Origin of the sequence: Cryobacterium sp. TMB1-7, assembly GCF_004402435.1 — a bacterium.
Classification (GTDB): domain Bacteria; phylum Actinomycetota; class Actinomycetes; order Actinomycetales; family Microbacteriaceae; genus Cryobacterium; species Cryobacterium zongtaii.
Genome location: NZ_SOFZ01000001.1, coordinates 1 through 14535, shown reverse-complemented (window position 1 = coordinate 14535; position 14535 = coordinate 1). Strand labels below are relative to the sequence as shown.

Below are 14535 nucleotides of genomic sequence, written 5' to 3'. Positions count from 1 at the left end.
GGCCCGGCGCCGGCGCCGGCGACGACGACGGTGCGGGGACCCGGCGGCAACGGATGCGGCGGATCGGCGGGCGCCGCCGCATCCGGCCGGCCCGGCAGGGACGCAGCAGCGGCGACGGCCTCGAGCTCGACGGCGGCCGACAGCGGCTCACGGAACGCCAAGTTCAGCTGCACGGGGCCGGGGTTGTTCGTCTGGGCGCCCAGCGCCGTCGTGTAGGCCAGCCGGGCCAGGGCGATCGCGATGTCCGACTCCCCCACGGTTCCGTCGGGGGCCGCCACGTCCTCGCAGAGACGCACGGCCTCCGCAAAGATCCCCGGCTGCACGGTGGTCTGGTTCGAACGGATGCCCCGCAGCTCGGCCGGCCTGTCGGCGGTGAGCAGGATCATGGGCACCACGGAATGGTGTGCCTCGAGCACCGCGGGATGCAGGTTGGCCACAGCGGTGCCGGAGGTGCAGACCACCAGCGCGGGGCGACCGCTCTCGATGGCGAGCCCGAGCGCGAGAAAGCCCGCCCCGCGCTCGTCGATGCGCACGTGCAGGCGCAGCAGGCCGAGCCGTTCGAATTCGGTGGCTGCCAGCGCCAGCGCCTGGGACCGTGACCCCGGGCTGAGCACGATGTCGCGCACACCGAGGCTCACGAACTCGGCCAACAATGCCACGCTGAAGTCGGTGGCGGGGCTGCCGCTCGGCGCGACCGGACGCACGAGTGCGGTGTCAGGCAGGGTGGTCGAGCCGGAAACGTCGGTGGTCTCAGGCATCCCGTCGGCCCGGCTGGTCACCCTCACCGGGTTCGATCTTCTTGGGGTCGACTCCGGCGGTGCCGGGATGGGACGTGTCGTCGGCCGGCGGGTCCATCTTGTCGAAGTCGGCCAGTTCCTGCTCGAGATCGCGGATGCGCTGGTCCTGGTCCTTCACGCGGTCCAGGCCGCGCAGGAAGTCGGGGTCGTCGTCGGGGGCCATCGACCGGGTGACCCGGCCGCCGGTGTTCGCGGCGGTGCTGCGGCGGCCGCGACCGATCACCAGCCACAGCACGGCGCCGATCACCGGCAGCAGGATGATCATCAGGATCCAGGCCCACCGGGGCACGCCACGTATACGATTGCGGTCGAACAGCGCGCAATCCACCACCGCATACACGGTGAGAATGACGACGACGACTCCGAGGCCGAACAACAGGCGGAACATGCTGCTAATTGTAGGCCGGTCAGCCGAGAGATCGGTGAGTACTCTCAGCGGCACGGTTTAGGCTGCAAGTATGAAAGCTGTTCCGGCCTGGTTGGTCTTCACCGTGCTCCGCGTCCTGATGTTCGTCGTTCCCTTCGTGGTGCTGTCACTGCTGGGCATCGAGGGCTGGTTGGCGGCGCTGCTCGCCGCGGTGATCGGCCTGTGCCTGTCCTACATTTTCCTTCGCGCCCGGCGCGAAACGGTGGCCCGCGGTCTCTACGAGGTGCGGCACCGCGACAAGGAGCCCGTGCACCCGGATGCCGAGTCGGAGGACGCCGCCGTCGACCGGGCCGCGGCTTCCCAGACCAACGTCGGCCGCACCCCGCCCGCGCCGTAGTCATCCGCTCATAGTCATCCGCTGAGCGGGCGGCTCGACGCTACCTGTTGCCGTTGCGGGCAACAGTTGTGCCGTTACAGGGCGAAGGCCAGCCCGAGCGTGATGCCGTAGAGCAGCGCCGCCAAGCTGGTGAGCTTGAGCACCAGGATCAGTTCCTTCGCGGTCTTCGCGGTCGCCACGATCAGGCAGGCCGGCAGCACCAGGAGCAGCACGAAGAAGGTGAGCCAGGCCAGCGGGTAGAACAGCGCGAAGAAGCCCGCGATGGCGAAGGGCACCAGCAGGAACACGCAGAACACCACGCGGGATGCCCGGGCGCCGATCCACACGGCGAGGGTGCGCTTGCCGGCGGCCTTGTCCGGCTTGATGTCGCGCAGGTTGTTCACCATCAGCACCGCGCAGGCGATCAGGCCGATGGCGACGGCGCTCAGCCAGCTCTCCAGGTTGACGGTGCCCACCTGCACGTAGGTGGTGCCGACCGTGGCCACCAGGCCGAAGAAGACGAACACGAACAGTTCGCCCAGGCCCAGGTAGCCGTACGGCTTCTTACCGCCGGTGTAGAACCAGGCCGCCACGATGGCCAGGGCGCCCACGGCGAGCAACCACCAGTACTGGCTCACCACCACGAGCACCAGGCCGGCGACGGCGGCGATGCCGAAGAAGGCCAGCGCCACGGTGAGCACGGCGCGGGGCTTGGCGGCTCCCCCACCGGTGAGGCGAGCCGGGCCGACCCGGTGGTTGTCGGTGCCGCGGATGCCGTCGGAATAGTCGTTCGCGTAGTTCACACCGATCTGCAGGCTCACCGCCACCACCAGCGCGAGCAGTGCCCGCACCCAGTGGAACTCGCCGGCGCCACCGGCCACGACAGCGGCTCCGGTTCCCAGTGCCACCGGCGCGACGGCCAGCGGCAAGGTGCGGAGGCGCGCGCCGGAGATCCAGTCGCCGGCAGTTGCCGGCCCGCTGCGTGCGGGTCCGGTCCTCGCAGAGTTCTTCCGGGCCGGGTTGCCCGACTTCGCCGGGTACTTGGGCCCGGTCGGTGCCGTGTTCCGGGCGCCGTTCTGGCTGGTCTGACGGGACTTCTGTTGTTTCGGCTCGTTCGGCCGCGCTCCATGTGCCACGCCCTCATGTTACCGGCCGCATCCGGGTCTCCGCCGGGTCACCGCCGGGCCGTCGGGCGGTCCCGCGGGCCGGGCCCTCAGCGTGCGATGAACGCTTCCAACGCCTGCCGGTCCGGCTTTCCCGAGGCCAGGAGCGGGAGGGTCTCGACGGTCACGATGCGAGAGGGGCGGGCGGCGCGGCCCAGAGCCGAGGCCGCGGCGGCGCGCACGGCTTCCAACGCCGGCGGCGCAGCGGCTACCACCACCACCACCACCGGTGTCTGCCCCCAGACCGGGTCGGCGGCGCGCACCACGACGGCCTCGCCCAGCCCGGGGAGGCTGCGCACGAGGGCCTCGACGGCATCGAGCGACACTTTCTCACCGCCGGAGACGATCACGTTGTCGGCCCGGCCGGTGACGCTCACGGTGCCGTCGACGGCGACCGCACCCAGGTCGCCCGTGCGGTACCAGCGCACGCCGTGGTCGTCCCGGAATCTGTCGCCGGTGCGATCCTCATCGCCGAGGTACCCGTCGGCGAGTACCGCTCCGCTGATCTCGAGCTGCCCGTCGACGGCACGCACCAAGGTGTTGCCGATCGGGACGCCGTCGTACACGCAGCCGCCGGCGGTCTCGGACGAACCGTAGGTGCGCAACACGCGGATCTTCTGCCGTTCGGCCCGGTCGATCAGTGCCGGGGCCACGGCCTGGCCGCCCACGAGGATGCCGGTGAAGCGCCGCAGCACGGTCAGGATCGCCGGGTCGGCGTCGGCGGCATCCAGCAGCCGGGCCAGCTGCACGGGAACCAGCGAGGTGAACCGCAACGGTTCGACGAGGCGGCGGGCGTACTCGGCGAAGACGACGGGATCGAAGTGGCCGGGCGGCAGCAGAACGGGTTCGGTGCCGGCCACGATCGACCGCACGAGCACCTGCACGCCGGCGATGTAGTGGGCGGGCAGGGCGAGTAACCATTGGCCGTCGCCGCCGAGGGCCACGCTCGACGCTGCCGCGGAGGCGAGCAACGCGTCGGTGCTGAGCATCACCCGTTTGGGCGCGGCCGTCGAGCCCGATGTTTCGATCACCACGGCCACTCGGCGCGGCACCGGTCCGAGCCCGGCCCGGTCGGCCCCGGTTCCGTTGTCGGCCGTAGGCGACGGCACCGGCACCGGTAGCAGCGCGTCACCCGTGGCGGAGAGCGCCAGGCGCAACTCGGTCAGCAGGTGCAGCGGATCCCCGGCGGGAACGGCGCGGACGGGCCTCACCGCATCCCCTAGAACTGCCAGGGGTACGGCGACCAGTCCGGTTCGCGCTTCTCAAGGAACGAGTCCCGGCCCTCGACGGCCTCGTCGGTGCCGTAGGCCAGGCGGGTGGCCTCACCCGCGAAGACCTGCTGCCCGACCATGCCGTCGTCCACGGCGTTGAAGGCGAACTTGAGCATCCGGATGGCCGTGGGCGACTTGGTCAGAATTGTGCGCGCCCAGTCCAGCGCCTCGTTCTCCAGCTCGGCGTGCGGGACGACGGCGTTGATCGCGCCCATCTCGAGAGCCCGTTGGGCCGAGTACTCGCGGGCGAGGAAGAAGACCTCCCTGGCAGCCTTCTGGCCCACCTGGCGGGCGAAATATGCGCTGCCGTAGCCGCCGTCGAAGGAGCCGACATCGGCATCCGTCTGCTTGAACTTGCCGTGCTCGGCGCTGGCGATGCTGAGGTCGCAGACCACGTGCAGGGAGTGCCCGCCGCCCGCCGCCCAGCCGGGGATCACGGCGATGACGACCTTGGGCATGAAACGGATCAGACGCTGCACCTCGAGGATGTGCAGCCGGCCGCCCCTGGCCTTGTCGATGCCGCTGGCGGTCTCGCCCTCACCGTACTTATAGCCGTCCCTGCCGCGGATGCGCTGGTCGCCGCCGGAGCAGAACGCCCAGCCACCGTCGCGCGCGCTCGGGCCGTTGCCGGTGAGCAGCACCACGCCGATGTGCGGATTGGTGCGGGCGTCCTCGAGGGCGGCGTAGAGTTCGTCGACGGTTTGCGGCCTGAAGGCGTTGCGCACCTCCGGCCGGTTGAAGGCCACGCGGGCGATGCGGCCGGTGAGGTCGTGGTGATAGGTGATGTCGGCAAGAGCGCCGAAGCCATCCACCGAACGCCACTGGGTCGGGTCGAAGATCTCTGAAACCAGTTCGGGCATGGCACCAGACTACGCGGCAGGCTCGGGATGCCGGGTTGGTCGCCGGGTCCTGACATGGACCGATATACAGCTGGGACCGCTCACACCAGACATGAGGGCTATTCAGGTGTACCTCCTCGGCGGCTTCCCCGTCAACCCCTTGAACGGGCTAGACGCCGAGTTGTGTACTTATGTCACCCGAACGACCTGGAGGTGGTCATGTTTCACAACAGCCCCTCGGCACCCGACACCGCGTTACCCGAATACGCACCCGTCACCAGCGCCGAAACCTACACCGCTCCTGTCCTGAACCCGACACCCATACCCGGCAGCACCGTCGACGACACGGCCCTCGGCCTCGGCGACGTCGAGATCACCGAACTCTCCCCCACGGAGTGGCGCGTCGCAGACCATGGCATCGAGCATGACGACCCGACCGCCCTACTCGGCTTCATCCAGATCGTCGGCAGCGCCTTCGAGGTGACCAACCTCGGTCGTCCGCGGGAACGCGCCTACTTCACTTCCTTTGACCGTGCCACAGCCAGTCTTCTCCCCCGGGGGGTTCTCGCATGACAACCATCGTCCAGCCGCCCACCACCCGTGCGAGCGCTCGCGCCACAACTCAAACCCCGGCAACGCCGCCGGAGTCGACCCCGTCGTCGTATTCGCCGTCGGCCGCCGCCAGCGCCGCGGCCACCTCCCGCTACAGCCGGGCTTCCACGGATGCCTTCGGCGACTACCTGCGCCGCATCGGCAAGGGCCCCCTGCTCTCGGCCGAGGACGAGGTGGATCTGGCCCGCAAGATCGAGGTGGGCCTGTTCGCCGAGGAGAAGATGAACCGGGCGGAAGCCGAAGGCACCCCGGTGAACCCCGAGTTCAAGCGCGAACTCACCTGCCTGGTGTTCGAGGGCCGGCGGGCGAAGAACCACTTCATCGAGGCCAACCTGCGTCTCGTGGTGAGCATCGCCAAGCACTACTCCGGCCGCGGCGTCCCGATCATGGACCTCGTGCAGGACGGCAACATCGGCCTGGTGCGGGCGGTGGAGAAGTACGACTTCATGACCGGATTCAAGTTCTCCACCTACGCCACCTGGTGGATCCGGCAGGCCATCCACCGCGGCATGGCCGACAAGTCTCGCATGATCCGCATCCCGGTGCACACCGCCGAGAAGCTCAACAAGATCAAGCGCATCCGCCGCGACCTCACCAGCACCCTCGACAGGGAACCGACGCTCAAGGAGATCGCCGAGCTGTCGCAGATCGCGGTGCGGGACGTGTCCCGCCTGCTGCAGTACGACAACGAGCCCATCTCGCTGCACGCACCGGTCGGCGACGGCATCGGCGACATCGCCGAGCTGATCATCGATGACGACCTGCCCCAGCCCGATGAGTGCGCCACCATCACACTGCGGGCTGCCGACATCACGTTTTATCTCGATGCCCTGCCCGACCGGGAGCGGTCCATCCTCACAGCCCGCTTCGGTCTCACCGGTGAGGAACCTCGCACGCTCGACCAGATCGCGGTCATCCAGGGGGTGACGCGGGAGCGGGTCCGACAGATCGAGAAGCGAGCCTTGGCCCTCCTAAAGGTGCCACGACTCGAGCGATATCTCAGGGACTAGAAGCGAAAACCGGCGTAGCGTAACACCTACCCCTATCAACGGAGTGGTGCAATGGGCAAGCTGACGTACGATTCGAGCCTCACGGCGGATTTCGATGATCGCGTGCTCGCGCACATCCAGGTAGTGATCGGTGCCAAGCTACGCCGGGGCGAGTGCTTCTATTTCACCTGGCGAGACGACCCGCAGGGCGGTGACGGACGGAGCACCATCTGGATGCATCCCAGCATCCCCTTGGCCTACAAGTATTTCGGCGGTCGTTCGCCCAGCCTCAACCGCGACTGGATCGAGGCGCTGATGCTGACCGCGAATTCATCGGGCGGCCTGCAGATCGTGCCGGAGCCGCACCGCCTGGGATCCACGTCGAATGGTAAGGATGATTCGTGACCCGCATCGACATCGTCTACGGCGGTAAGCCGTACACGCTCGGCGACCGCACACTCGAATCACTCCGAGCCGAGATCTCCGACGCGGCGGCGGCCGGCGTGCCCACCTGGCTGCGGGTCAACAGCGGCGCCGGGCGCTATCAGGATGCCTATCTGCTCATCTCTCCGGGCACCGCGATCGCCATCGTGGACGTGCAGCCCAACGGTCCGGACGTGACGCTCACTCCCGAGGAGACGTTCGTCGCCGATTCCACCGAATGAACGGCTCAGGGGCGGACCCGCGGATGCTGGCACACTAGAGCCATGCTCCCTTCACTGCACGACGTGCTCGCCACCGCCCGCGTGGTCGACCTCCCCCTCGTCACCGGCTTCCGCGGCCTCACCAGCCGTGAAGCCGTATTGATCGAGGGGCCGGCCGGCTGGACCGAGTTCTCCCCCTTCGTGGAGTACGACGATGAAGAGGCGTCGGCCTGGCTGCGGGCTGCGCTGGAGTTCGGTTGGGCAGAGAGCCCGGCCCTTCGACGAGACCGGGTTCCGGTGAACGCGACGGTGCCGGCCATCGACGCCGCCGACGTGCCGGCACTTCTGGCCCGGTTCCCCGGCTGCCGCACCGCCAAGGTGAAGGTCGCCGACCCCGGCCAGACCCTCGCCGAAGACGTGGAGCGGGTGCGCGCGGTACGCAAGGCACTCGGCGCGGAGGGACGCATCCGGGTGGATGCCAACGGGCTCTGGAACCTCGACGAGGCCGAGCACGCGATCCACGCCCTGGCCGAGTTCGACCTCGAGTACGTCGAACAGCCGTGCGCGTCGATCGACGAGTTGGCCGAGATCCGCCGCCGCACCGACTACCTCGACCTGCCGATCGCCGCCGACGAGAGCGTGCGCAAGGAGTCCGATCCCCTGCTGGTGTCCCGCTCCGGCGCTGCCGACCTCCTGGTGGTCAAGGTGCAGCCGCTCGGCGGCATCCGCGCTGTGCTCGCGATCCAGGCCGAGACCGGCCTGCCGCTGATCGTCTCCAGCGCCCTCGACACCTCGATCGGCATCTCGATGGGCGCGTTCCTGGCGGCGGCCCTGCCCGAGCTCGACTACGACTGCGGCTTGGCCACCGCGTCGTTGCTGGCCGCCGACGTCACCCATGAACCGCTGCTGCCCGTTGATGGCAGCATCCCGGTGCGCCGGGTGGTGCCGAATGCCGACCTTCTCGACACCTACGCGGCCAGCCCTGAGCGCCGCGACTGGTGGCTCGCCCGCATCACCCGCGTGCACGCCCTGCTCGCCGAGTAATCAGGAGGCGCGACGCAGGGCCCGCCTAGAGCTCTGCGGGTTAGGCGCCGTTATGCGGGTGGCGCGCCACCCGCATAACGGCGTGGCACCCGCCCATTGCGGATCCGGCGATCGGGCGCGGACCGAGCGGGCGCGACCCTCGCCGCGGGTTACAGGCCGGAGTAAGCGTGCAGGCCCTTGAAGAACACGTTCACGACGCCGAAGTTGAACATCACGGCGGCGAAGCCGATGATCGCCAGCCAAGCCGACCGCGATCCGCGCCAGCCCCGGGTGGCCCGCGCGTGGATGTACCCGGCGTAGATCACCCAGATGATGAAGGTCCAGACCTCTTTGGTGTCCCAACCCCAGTACCGGCCCCAGGCCCGTTCGGCCCAGATCGAGCCGGCCATGAGGGTGAAGGTCCACAGGATGAAGCCGATGATGTTGGTGCGGTAGGCCAGGTTCTCCAGGGTGACCGCCGACGGCAGGGTCTTCAGGAACTTGAGCCGGCCGGGCTTGTCGGTATCCACCCGGTCCTCGCGGCGGGCCTGCAGCAGCTGCACGAACGAGAGCGCGAAGCCGAGGGCGAAGAACCCGGTGGCGAGAGACGCCACGAACACGTGGATGACCAACCACACCGACTGCAGAGCCGGCGGCAGCGGGGCCACTTCCACGTAATACTGCTGGGCTATGCCGAGCAGGATCAGGACAAGTCCGGTGACGAAGGTGCCCAGGAACCGCAGATCGATGCGGGTCAGCAGGATCAGGTACACCGTGACGATGAGGAGAGTTCCGGTCATCGCGAACTCGTACATGTTGGCCCACGGCACCCGCTCGGCGGCGATGCCGCGCAACACCGTGGCCACGAGCTGCAGGCCCCAGGCGAGCACGGTCAGCGAGACGCCCACCCGCAGGCTGGCGGAGCGGCCGTACGGCGTCGCCGCATCGTTGACCATCCGGGCGCTGATGCGGGTGAGGGTGCTGGTTCCGCCGGCGGAACCCACCGAGGTGGCCTCGCCCGCTCGGGCCTTGGCGGACTCGACATCGGTCGCGTCCACCGCAGAGCTGCGCTTGGCCAGGTCGATCGAGAAGGCGATGAACGCCAACGCGTAGACGGCCATGGCCGAGTACAGGCTGAGGATCGAGAGCTCGTTCAGATTCACCAGTACAGCCTAAGCGGGTTCGACGGGTGAAACGACCGGGGCCGAGCGTTCCAGCAGGGCGATGTGCCGGTCGGCGAGGGCGGTGACGGCCGACTCCAGGGCCGGGTCCTCCCCGCGGGCGAGGCCGGCGTATTCGAGCCGCACCGAGCCATCCGCCTGGTCAATGGCCTTCACCCAGAGCCGACGGCGCGGCACGAACAGCGAGGTGAGCAGCCCACCGAGCACGAGCACCGCGAACAGCAGCACCCAGCCCTGGGTGGGGTCGTGGTGGATATCGAACGACGCGAACCGCGGCACCGAGCCTGAGAAGTCTCCCGCCGCGGCATCCGGAGTGGCGTTCTCGAAGGTCACCGAGCCCAGCCCGTTGGGCAGCTCCTGGGTTTCGCCTGGCTTGAGTTCGAGCGGCTGGATGTCGCTCGTGCGGGTGGCCAGCGGCTCCATGGAGTCGGTGTCGAGGGAGTACACCGAGGTGGGCACACCCTCGTCCAGGCCCAGGTCACCCGCGTACACATTGAGGGTGAGCACCGGGTACTCAAGGTCGGGGAAGCTGGAGAAGTACGAGCCGGTGCTGCTCTCGTCCTGGGTCGGGTAGAAGAAGCCGACCAGGCCCACCTGCTCGGCGAGGCCGTCCGGCACCTTCACGATGCCCAGCGAGGTGAGGTTGGCGTCCTGCGGCAGGAACGGCACGGAGTCGGTGAACACCACTGTGCCCTCAGGGTCCTTCACCGTGATGGTGGGCGCGTAGCCGTTGCCGAGCAGGTAGACGCTGGTGCCGCCGGTGCGCAGCGGGTCGTTGACCCGCACCGCGCCGGGCTCGGCGTCGCCGCCGCGCGGGGTGACCGTGACGCCGGCGGTGAAGTCGACGGGCTGGCCGAACGCCTCGAGGTTCGCGGTCTCGTAGCTCACCGTGAAGTCGTCGAGGGTGAGCGTGTACGGGTCCAGTTCGGTGTCGTCGAAGAACCGGCCGGGGTTGAACGAGTCGTAGGCCAGCAGCGTGTTGACGAAGGTCTGGCCCTCCACGAGCACTCGTTGGCCGCTGAAGCCGAAGCCGCTGCCGAAGCCGACCACCACGAGGAGACCGACCAGGGCGGAGTGGAAGACCAGGTTGCCGGTCTCACGCAGGTAGCCGCGCTCGGCCGAGACCGAGAACTCAGTGGGGCTCTCGAACAGCGCCACCCGGTAGCGACCCTGCTTGAGGACGGTGCGGGCGGAGGCGACGGCGGTGGCGGCATCCGTGCCGGCCGGGGCCGTGCGGGTGGTGAAGCCGGCCAGCCGGCCGAGGCGCGCGGGGGTCTTGGGCGGTTTGGCGCGCAGGGCCTGCAGGTGGTGCTTGGTGCGCGGGATGACGCAGCCGATCAGCGAGACGAACAGCAGCAGGTAGATGGAGGAGAACCAGGCGGAGGAGTACACGTCGAACGCCTGGATCTTGTCGAGCACCGGCGCCAGGTCAGGGTTGTCGGTGAAGTACTGGGTGACGCCGTTCGGGTCGGAGCTGCGCTGGGGCACCAGCGAGCCGGGCACCGCCGCGATGGCGAGCAGCAGCAGCAGGAACAGCGCGGTGCGCATGCTGGTGAGCTGACGCCAGAACCAACGCAGGGTGCCGACAAAACCGAGTTTGGGCTGGGTGATCCCGTCGCCGGTGGGCGCCGGGGCGGAGTCGATGTGGTCAGATGGCCGGGACATAGCTGCCAATCACCCCTTGCAGGTTCAGGAGCCAGGCATTCCACACGCCGCTCACCATGAGCACCCCGATAACGATCAGGAGCACGCCGCCGAACAGGTTGATCGCTCGGATATGACGCTTGAGAAAGGCTACGGCCCCGGTGGCCCAGTTCAGGCCCAGGGCGATCAGCAGAAACGGGATGCCCAGGCCGAGCGCGTAGAACAGCGCCAGCAGGCCGCCCTGCCACGGTGAGCCGGTGCTCAGGCTGAGCGAGTTGATGGCCGTGAGCGTGGGGCCGGTGCACGGGGTCCAGCCGACCGCGAAGACCGCGCCGAGCACCGGAGCGCCGGCCAGGCCCATCCGCGGCCGCCAGGAGGTCTTGATGGTGCGCTGCATCGCGCCGAACTGACCGACGAAGACCAGGCCGAGCAGGATCACGACGGCGCCGGCGACGCGGGTGATCAGGTCACGGTACTGGTTGAGCCAGAACCCGGCGACGCCGAACACCACGCCGGTGAGCACGAAGACCAGGGTGAAGCCGAGGATGAACAGGGCCACGCCCAGCAGCAGCCGGTTGCGTCCCCGGCGCGCGGAGAGCTTCGACCCGCTACTCCCGTCGGCGAACCCGCCGATGTAGGCCAGGTAGCCGGGCACGAGCGGCAGGATGCACGGGGACGCGAACGAGACGAGCCCGGCCAGCACGGCGATCGGGATCGCCAGGAACAGTTGCCCGCTGAAGACGATCTCGCCGAAGGGATTGCCCACGCCTAGCCGTCCTCGGCAATCGTGTCCTTGATCAGGGTTTCCAGGATGGACGGCGAGTTGACCTGGCCGAGGATGCGCGCGGCGACCCGTCCAGAGGAGTCCAGCACCAGGGTGGTCGGCACGGCGTTCGGGGGGATGCTGCCGCTGAAGGCGAGCTGCAGGCCGCCGTCGTCGACATCCATCACCGATGGGTAGCTGATCTCGTAGCTTTCGTTGAAGGCGATGGCGCTGGGCGCCTGGTCGCGCACGTTCACACCGAGGAAGCTGGCGCCCTGACCGGCGAATTCCTCGCTGATCGTCTTGAGGTCCGGGGCCTCGGCGCGGCAGGGGGCGCAGCTGGCGTACCAGAAGTTGACCACGAGGACCTCGCCTGTGTAGTCGTCGGAGCTGACCGTGGAGCCGTCCTCGAGGGTGCCGTCGAAGACGACGGACTCGCCGCGATCTTCGGCGGCGATTTCGGTGACGCTGCCGTCGCCGGCGATGTAGCCCTTGCCGCTGCCTTCACGGTACTGCGCGGCGAGCGGGTCGTCGCTGGTGCACCCGGTCAGCACGAGGCCGAGGCTGACGAGGCCGATCAGGGCGGCAGGAATCAGGCGTGGCCGGCGACTCACACTGCACCTACATCGTTGGCCGGCACCAGAAGGGCGGCGGCGGGACTCGCATAGCCGACCTCGGCGGGCACATTGTCGTGCAACGACAGCGTGGTGATGCTGGACAGGTCACAGCGGCGTTTGCGCGGGTCGTGGGCGAGGCGTTCGTGGGCCAGGGTGCGGTGCACCATCCAGATCGGCAGCTGGTGGCTGACCAGAACGACGTCACCGTCGTCGACCGAATGGAAGGCATCGTCGATGGCGGCGAGCATCCGAGCAGAGATGGACGCGAAAGGCTCGCCCCAACTGGGCCGGGCAGGGTTGATCAGGCTGGGCCAGGTGCGCGGGTCGCGCAGGGCGCCGCCGGGGCCGCGCATCCGCTTGCCCTCGAAGCGGTTGGCGGGCTCGATGATGCGCTCGTCGAGGTGGATGGGCAGGCCGAAGGCCGCCATGATCGGGGCTGCCGACTCCTGGGTGCGCTGCAGCGGCGAGGCGATGATCCGCCCCACGGGGCGCCCACGCTCGACGAGGTCTGCGGCAGCCGCCTCGGCCATCCGCTGCCCCAAATCGGACAGCCGAAAGCCGGGAAGTCTGCCGTAAAGCACGCGCTCGGGGTTAAAAACCTCACCGTGCCGCACGAGATGTACCTGGCTAGCTACCACACGCTCCAGTCTACGGAGAGGTCACCCGCGAATTCGCCGAGAGCTGTGCGGCTAAACTCAGGGGGTGAATGCGCGCGTACTGATCAAGAACCTTGCTGCCCTCGACGACGGTCTCGTTTCCGTGTCAGGATGGGTTGAAACCGTCCGAGACCAGAAGAAGGTGCAATTCGTCGTCTTGCGCGACGAATCCGGCGCCGTGCAGCTGGTCAATCCACGCACCACGGATGCCGAGGGTGTCGTCGTCGACGACGAGCCGGCGACCACCATCTCCGGCCTGTCCCAGGGCAGCTTCGTCACCGTGACCGGGCAGCTCAAGCACGACGAGCGCGTCAAGCTCGGCGGCATCGAGATCAAGCTGGCGTCCCTCGAGGTCGTCACCCTCGCCATCCCGGAGACCCCGATCGCGGCAGACTCCAGCCTGGACAAGCGTATGGACTGGCGCTTCCTCGACCTGCGCCAGCCCAAGGCGAGCCTCATCTTCCGCATCCAGACCACGTTCGAGCACGCCCTGCGCACGTACTGGATCGAGCACGACTTCATCGAGCTGCACACCCCGAAGCTGATGGCCAGCGCGAGCGAGTCCCGCGCCGAGCTGTTCGAGGTGGAGTACTTCGACCGCAAGGCCTACCTGGCGCAGAGCCCGCAGTTCTTCAAGCAGATGGCGCAGTCCGCAGGTTTCGGCAAGATCTTCGAGGTGGGGCCGGCGTTCCGGGCCGACCCGTCGTTCACCAGCCGGCACGCCACCGAGTTCACCAGCGTTGACTCGGAGATCAGTTGGATCGACAGCCACGAAGACGTCATGCAGCTGCACGAGGACCTGCTCGTGGCCGCGTTCACCGCGGTGAAGGCCAAGCACGGCGAGGAGGTGCTCGCGCTGTTCGGCGTCGAGGTCACCGTGCCGAGCACGCCGTTCCCGCGCATCCCGCTGGCCGAGGCCAAGGAGATCGTCAAGAGCCGCGGCTACGAGGTTCCCCGTGAAGACGACGACATGGACCCCGAGGGCGAGCGCCAGATCGCGGCGTACGTCGCCGAGACCTACGGGCACGAGTTCGTGTTCCTCACCGACTACGCGTCGAGCATCCGCCCGTTCTATCACATGCGCCACGAGGGCGACGCGAGCCTGACCAACAGCTACGACCTGATCTTCAACGGCACCGAGATCTCCACCGGCGCGCAGCGTGAGCACCGCATCGACGTCCTCGTCGAGCAGGCCGTGGAGAAGGGTCTCGACCCGGCCGAGATCGCGGGTTACCTGGACTTCTTCCGTTACGGGGTACCGTCCCACGGTGGCTTCGGCATGGGCCTGGCCCGCGTGCTGATGCTGATGCTGCACCAGGCATCCATCCGCGAGGTCACCTACCTGTTCCGCGGGCCGACCCGCCTGGAGCCGTAACCCCTACTCCCGCTCGCGAAAGTCGCGCCTGTCTCACGGACAGGCGCGATTTTTCGTTAAGACCAAACCTTTTCCGGGGTGGGGCCGAACCACCTGCATACCAAGCAAGCCCCCACACTCCACAGCAAAGGACTTCATCATGCGCAGCTTCACCAAGACCGCACTCGGCCTCACCACCGCAGGCCTGCTCGTCGCCGGCCTCGCCGCCTGCTCCACCG

The 14535-nt window shown here is 68.4% G+C and carries 17 protein-coding genes; 7 read left to right on the top strand and 10 right to left on the bottom strand.

Translation table 11 applies throughout. The features are described 5' to 3' along the window. Nucleotides 1–785: thiamine pyrophosphate-binding protein (locus E3O60_RS00085; RefSeq protein WP_370448626.1), on the bottom strand; the 785-nt coding region annotated here is incomplete at its 3' end. Continuing rightward, complete coding sequence (locus E3O60_RS00080; protein WP_134496729.1) at nt 751–1185, bottom strand: PLD nuclease N-terminal domain-containing protein; 435 nt, start codon at nt 1183–1185, stop codon at nt 751–753. The genes E3O60_RS00080 and E3O60_RS00085, both read right to left, overlap by 35 nt. 70 nt (nt 1186–1255) lie before the next feature. On the opposite strand from E3O60_RS00080, the gene E3O60_RS00075 reads away from it, so the two are divergent. Beyond that, nucleotides 1256–1561 (top strand): DUF4229 domain-containing protein, encoded by a 306-nt coding sequence (locus E3O60_RS00075; RefSeq protein ID WP_088454980.1) that lies wholly within the window; start codon nt 1256–1258, stop codon nt 1559–1561. Between the two features lie 74 nt (nt 1562–1635). Here the strand turns inward: E3O60_RS00075 and E3O60_RS00070 are convergent, their stop codons facing one another. The 3 genes from E3O60_RS00070 to E3O60_RS00060 form a co-directional block, all read right to left on the bottom strand. Next, nucleotides 1636–2676, bottom strand: a complete 1041-nt coding sequence (locus tag E3O60_RS00070) for a 1,4-dihydroxy-2-naphthoate polyprenyltransferase (protein ID WP_088454979.1) — start codon at nt 2674–2676, stop codon at nt 1636–1638. 77 nt (nt 2677–2753) lie between these two features. After that, on the bottom strand, nt 2754–3914 hold the full coding sequence (locus E3O60_RS00065; protein WP_174845041.1) for an AMP-binding protein: 1161 nt from the start codon (nt 3912–3914) through the stop codon (nt 2754–2756). A gap of 8 nt (nt 3915–3922) precedes the next feature. Then, nucleotides 3923–4834 (bottom strand): 1,4-dihydroxy-2-naphthoyl-CoA synthase, encoded by a 912-nt coding sequence (locus tag E3O60_RS00060; protein WP_088454978.1) that lies wholly within the window; start codon nt 4832–4834, stop codon nt 3923–3925. Nucleotides 4835–5032: 198 nt separating this feature from the next. Between E3O60_RS00060 and E3O60_RS00055 the strand changes: the two genes are divergently transcribed. The 5 genes from E3O60_RS00055 to E3O60_RS00035 are packed head-to-tail and all read left to right on the top strand — an operon-like array spanning nt 5033 to nt 8102. After that, on the top strand, nt 5033–5386 hold the full coding sequence (locus E3O60_RS00055) for a hypothetical protein (RefSeq protein WP_088454977.1): 354 nt from the start codon (nt 5033–5035) through the stop codon (nt 5384–5386). Then, the gene (locus tag E3O60_RS00050) at nt 5383–6435 is read left to right on the top strand and encodes an RNA polymerase sigma factor RpoD/SigA (protein WP_134496727.1); all 1053 of its coding nucleotides are present in this window, start codon (nt 5383–5385) and stop codon (nt 6433–6435) included. Before E3O60_RS00055 ends, E3O60_RS00050 begins: the two co-directional genes overlap by 4 nt. Nucleotides 6436–6486: 51 nt before the next feature. Further along, on the top strand, nt 6487–6819 hold the full coding sequence (locus tag E3O60_RS00045) for an ATP-dependent DNA ligase (RefSeq protein ID WP_088454975.1): 333 nt from the start codon (nt 6487–6489) through the stop codon (nt 6817–6819). After that, nucleotides 6816–7079 carry a hypothetical protein gene (locus E3O60_RS00040; RefSeq protein ID WP_103430995.1) on the top strand — a complete coding sequence of 88 codons (264 nt, stop codon included), beginning with the start codon at nt 6816–6818 and terminating at the stop codon, nt 7077–7079. Before E3O60_RS00045 ends, E3O60_RS00040 begins: the two co-directional genes overlap by 4 nt. Before the next feature lie 42 nt (nt 7080–7121). Continuing rightward, nucleotides 7122–8102 carry an o-succinylbenzoate synthase gene (locus tag E3O60_RS00035; RefSeq protein WP_134496725.1) on the top strand — a complete coding sequence of 327 codons (981 nt, stop codon included), beginning with the start codon at nt 7122–7124 and terminating at the stop codon, nt 8100–8102. A gap of 149 nt (nt 8103–8251) precedes the next feature. On the opposite strand, the gene ccsB is transcribed toward E3O60_RS00035, so the two are convergent. The 5 genes from ccsB to E3O60_RS00010 are packed head-to-tail and all read right to left on the bottom strand — an operon-like array spanning nt 8252 to nt 12924. Beyond that, nucleotides 8252–9202 (bottom strand): c-type cytochrome biogenesis protein CcsB, encoded by a 951-nt coding sequence (gene ccsB / locus E3O60_RS00030; RefSeq protein ID WP_134496731.1) that lies wholly within the window; start codon nt 9200–9202, stop codon nt 8252–8254. A 51-nt stretch (nt 9203–9253) separates the two neighbouring features. Continuing rightward, complete coding sequence (locus E3O60_RS00025; protein ID WP_134407785.1) at nt 9254–10927, bottom strand: cytochrome c biogenesis protein ResB; 1674 nt, start codon at nt 10925–10927, stop codon at nt 9254–9256. Further along, nucleotides 10911–11672: a cytochrome c biogenesis CcdA family protein gene (locus tag E3O60_RS00020; protein ID WP_088454971.1), complete on the bottom strand. Its 762-nt coding sequence runs from the start codon at nt 11670–11672 to the stop codon at nt 10911–10913. The genes E3O60_RS00025 and E3O60_RS00020 overlap by 17 nt, the downstream gene beginning before the upstream one ends. A 2-nt stretch (nt 11673–11674) precedes the next feature. After that, complete coding sequence (locus E3O60_RS00015) at nt 11675–12283, bottom strand: TlpA disulfide reductase family protein (RefSeq protein ID WP_103478487.1); 609 nt, start codon at nt 12281–12283, stop codon at nt 11675–11677. Continuing rightward, a complete protein-coding gene (locus E3O60_RS00010) occupies nt 12280–12924 on the bottom strand; it encodes a histidine phosphatase family protein (RefSeq protein WP_088454969.1) in 645 nt (214 codons plus the stop codon). Before E3O60_RS00010 ends, E3O60_RS00015 begins: the two co-directional genes overlap by 4 nt. Before the next feature lie 79 nt (nt 12925–13003). On the opposite strand from E3O60_RS00010, the gene aspS reads away from it, so the two are divergent. Next, nucleotides 13004–14317, top strand: coding sequence for an aspartate--tRNA(Asn) ligase (gene aspS / locus E3O60_RS00005; protein WP_088457806.1), 1314 nt, complete (start codon nt 13004–13006; stop codon nt 14315–14317). Nucleotides 14318–14535 lie beyond the last annotated feature (218 nt).

Bases quoted from the DNA above. Each gene is read 5' to 3' on its own strand.
- E3O60_RS00060 (WP_088454978.1), bottom strand. From the start codon at position 4,834: ATGCCCGAACTGGTTTCAGAGATCTTCGACCCGACCCAGTGGCGTTCG.
- E3O60_RS00080 (WP_134496729.1), bottom strand. From the start codon at position 1,185: ATGTTCCGCCTGTTGTTCGGCCTCGGAGTCGTCGTCGTCATTCTCACC.
- ccsB (WP_134496731.1), bottom strand. From the start codon at position 9,202: ATGGCCGTCTACGCGTTGGCGTTCATCGCCTTCTCGATCGACCTGGCC.
- E3O60_RS00075 (WP_088454980.1), top strand. From the start codon at position 1,256: ATGAAAGCTGTTCCGGCCTGGTTGGTCTTCACCGTGCTCCGCGTCCTG.
- E3O60_RS00035 (WP_134496725.1), top strand. From the start codon at position 7,122: ATGCTCCCTTCACTGCACGACGTGCTCGCCACCGCCCGCGTGGTCGAC.
- E3O60_RS00055 (WP_088454977.1), top strand. From the start codon at position 5,033: ATGTTTCACAACAGCCCCTCGGCACCCGACACCGCGTTACCCGAATAC.
- E3O60_RS00045 (WP_088454975.1), top strand. From the start codon at position 6,487: ATGGGCAAGCTGACGTACGATTCGAGCCTCACGGCGGATTTCGATGAT.
- E3O60_RS00025 (WP_134407785.1), bottom strand. From the start codon at position 10,927: ATGTCCCGGCCATCTGACCACATCGACTCCGCCCCGGCGCCCACCGGC.
- E3O60_RS00050 (WP_134496727.1), top strand. From the start codon at position 5,383: ATGACAACCATCGTCCAGCCGCCCACCACCCGTGCGAGCGCTCGCGCC.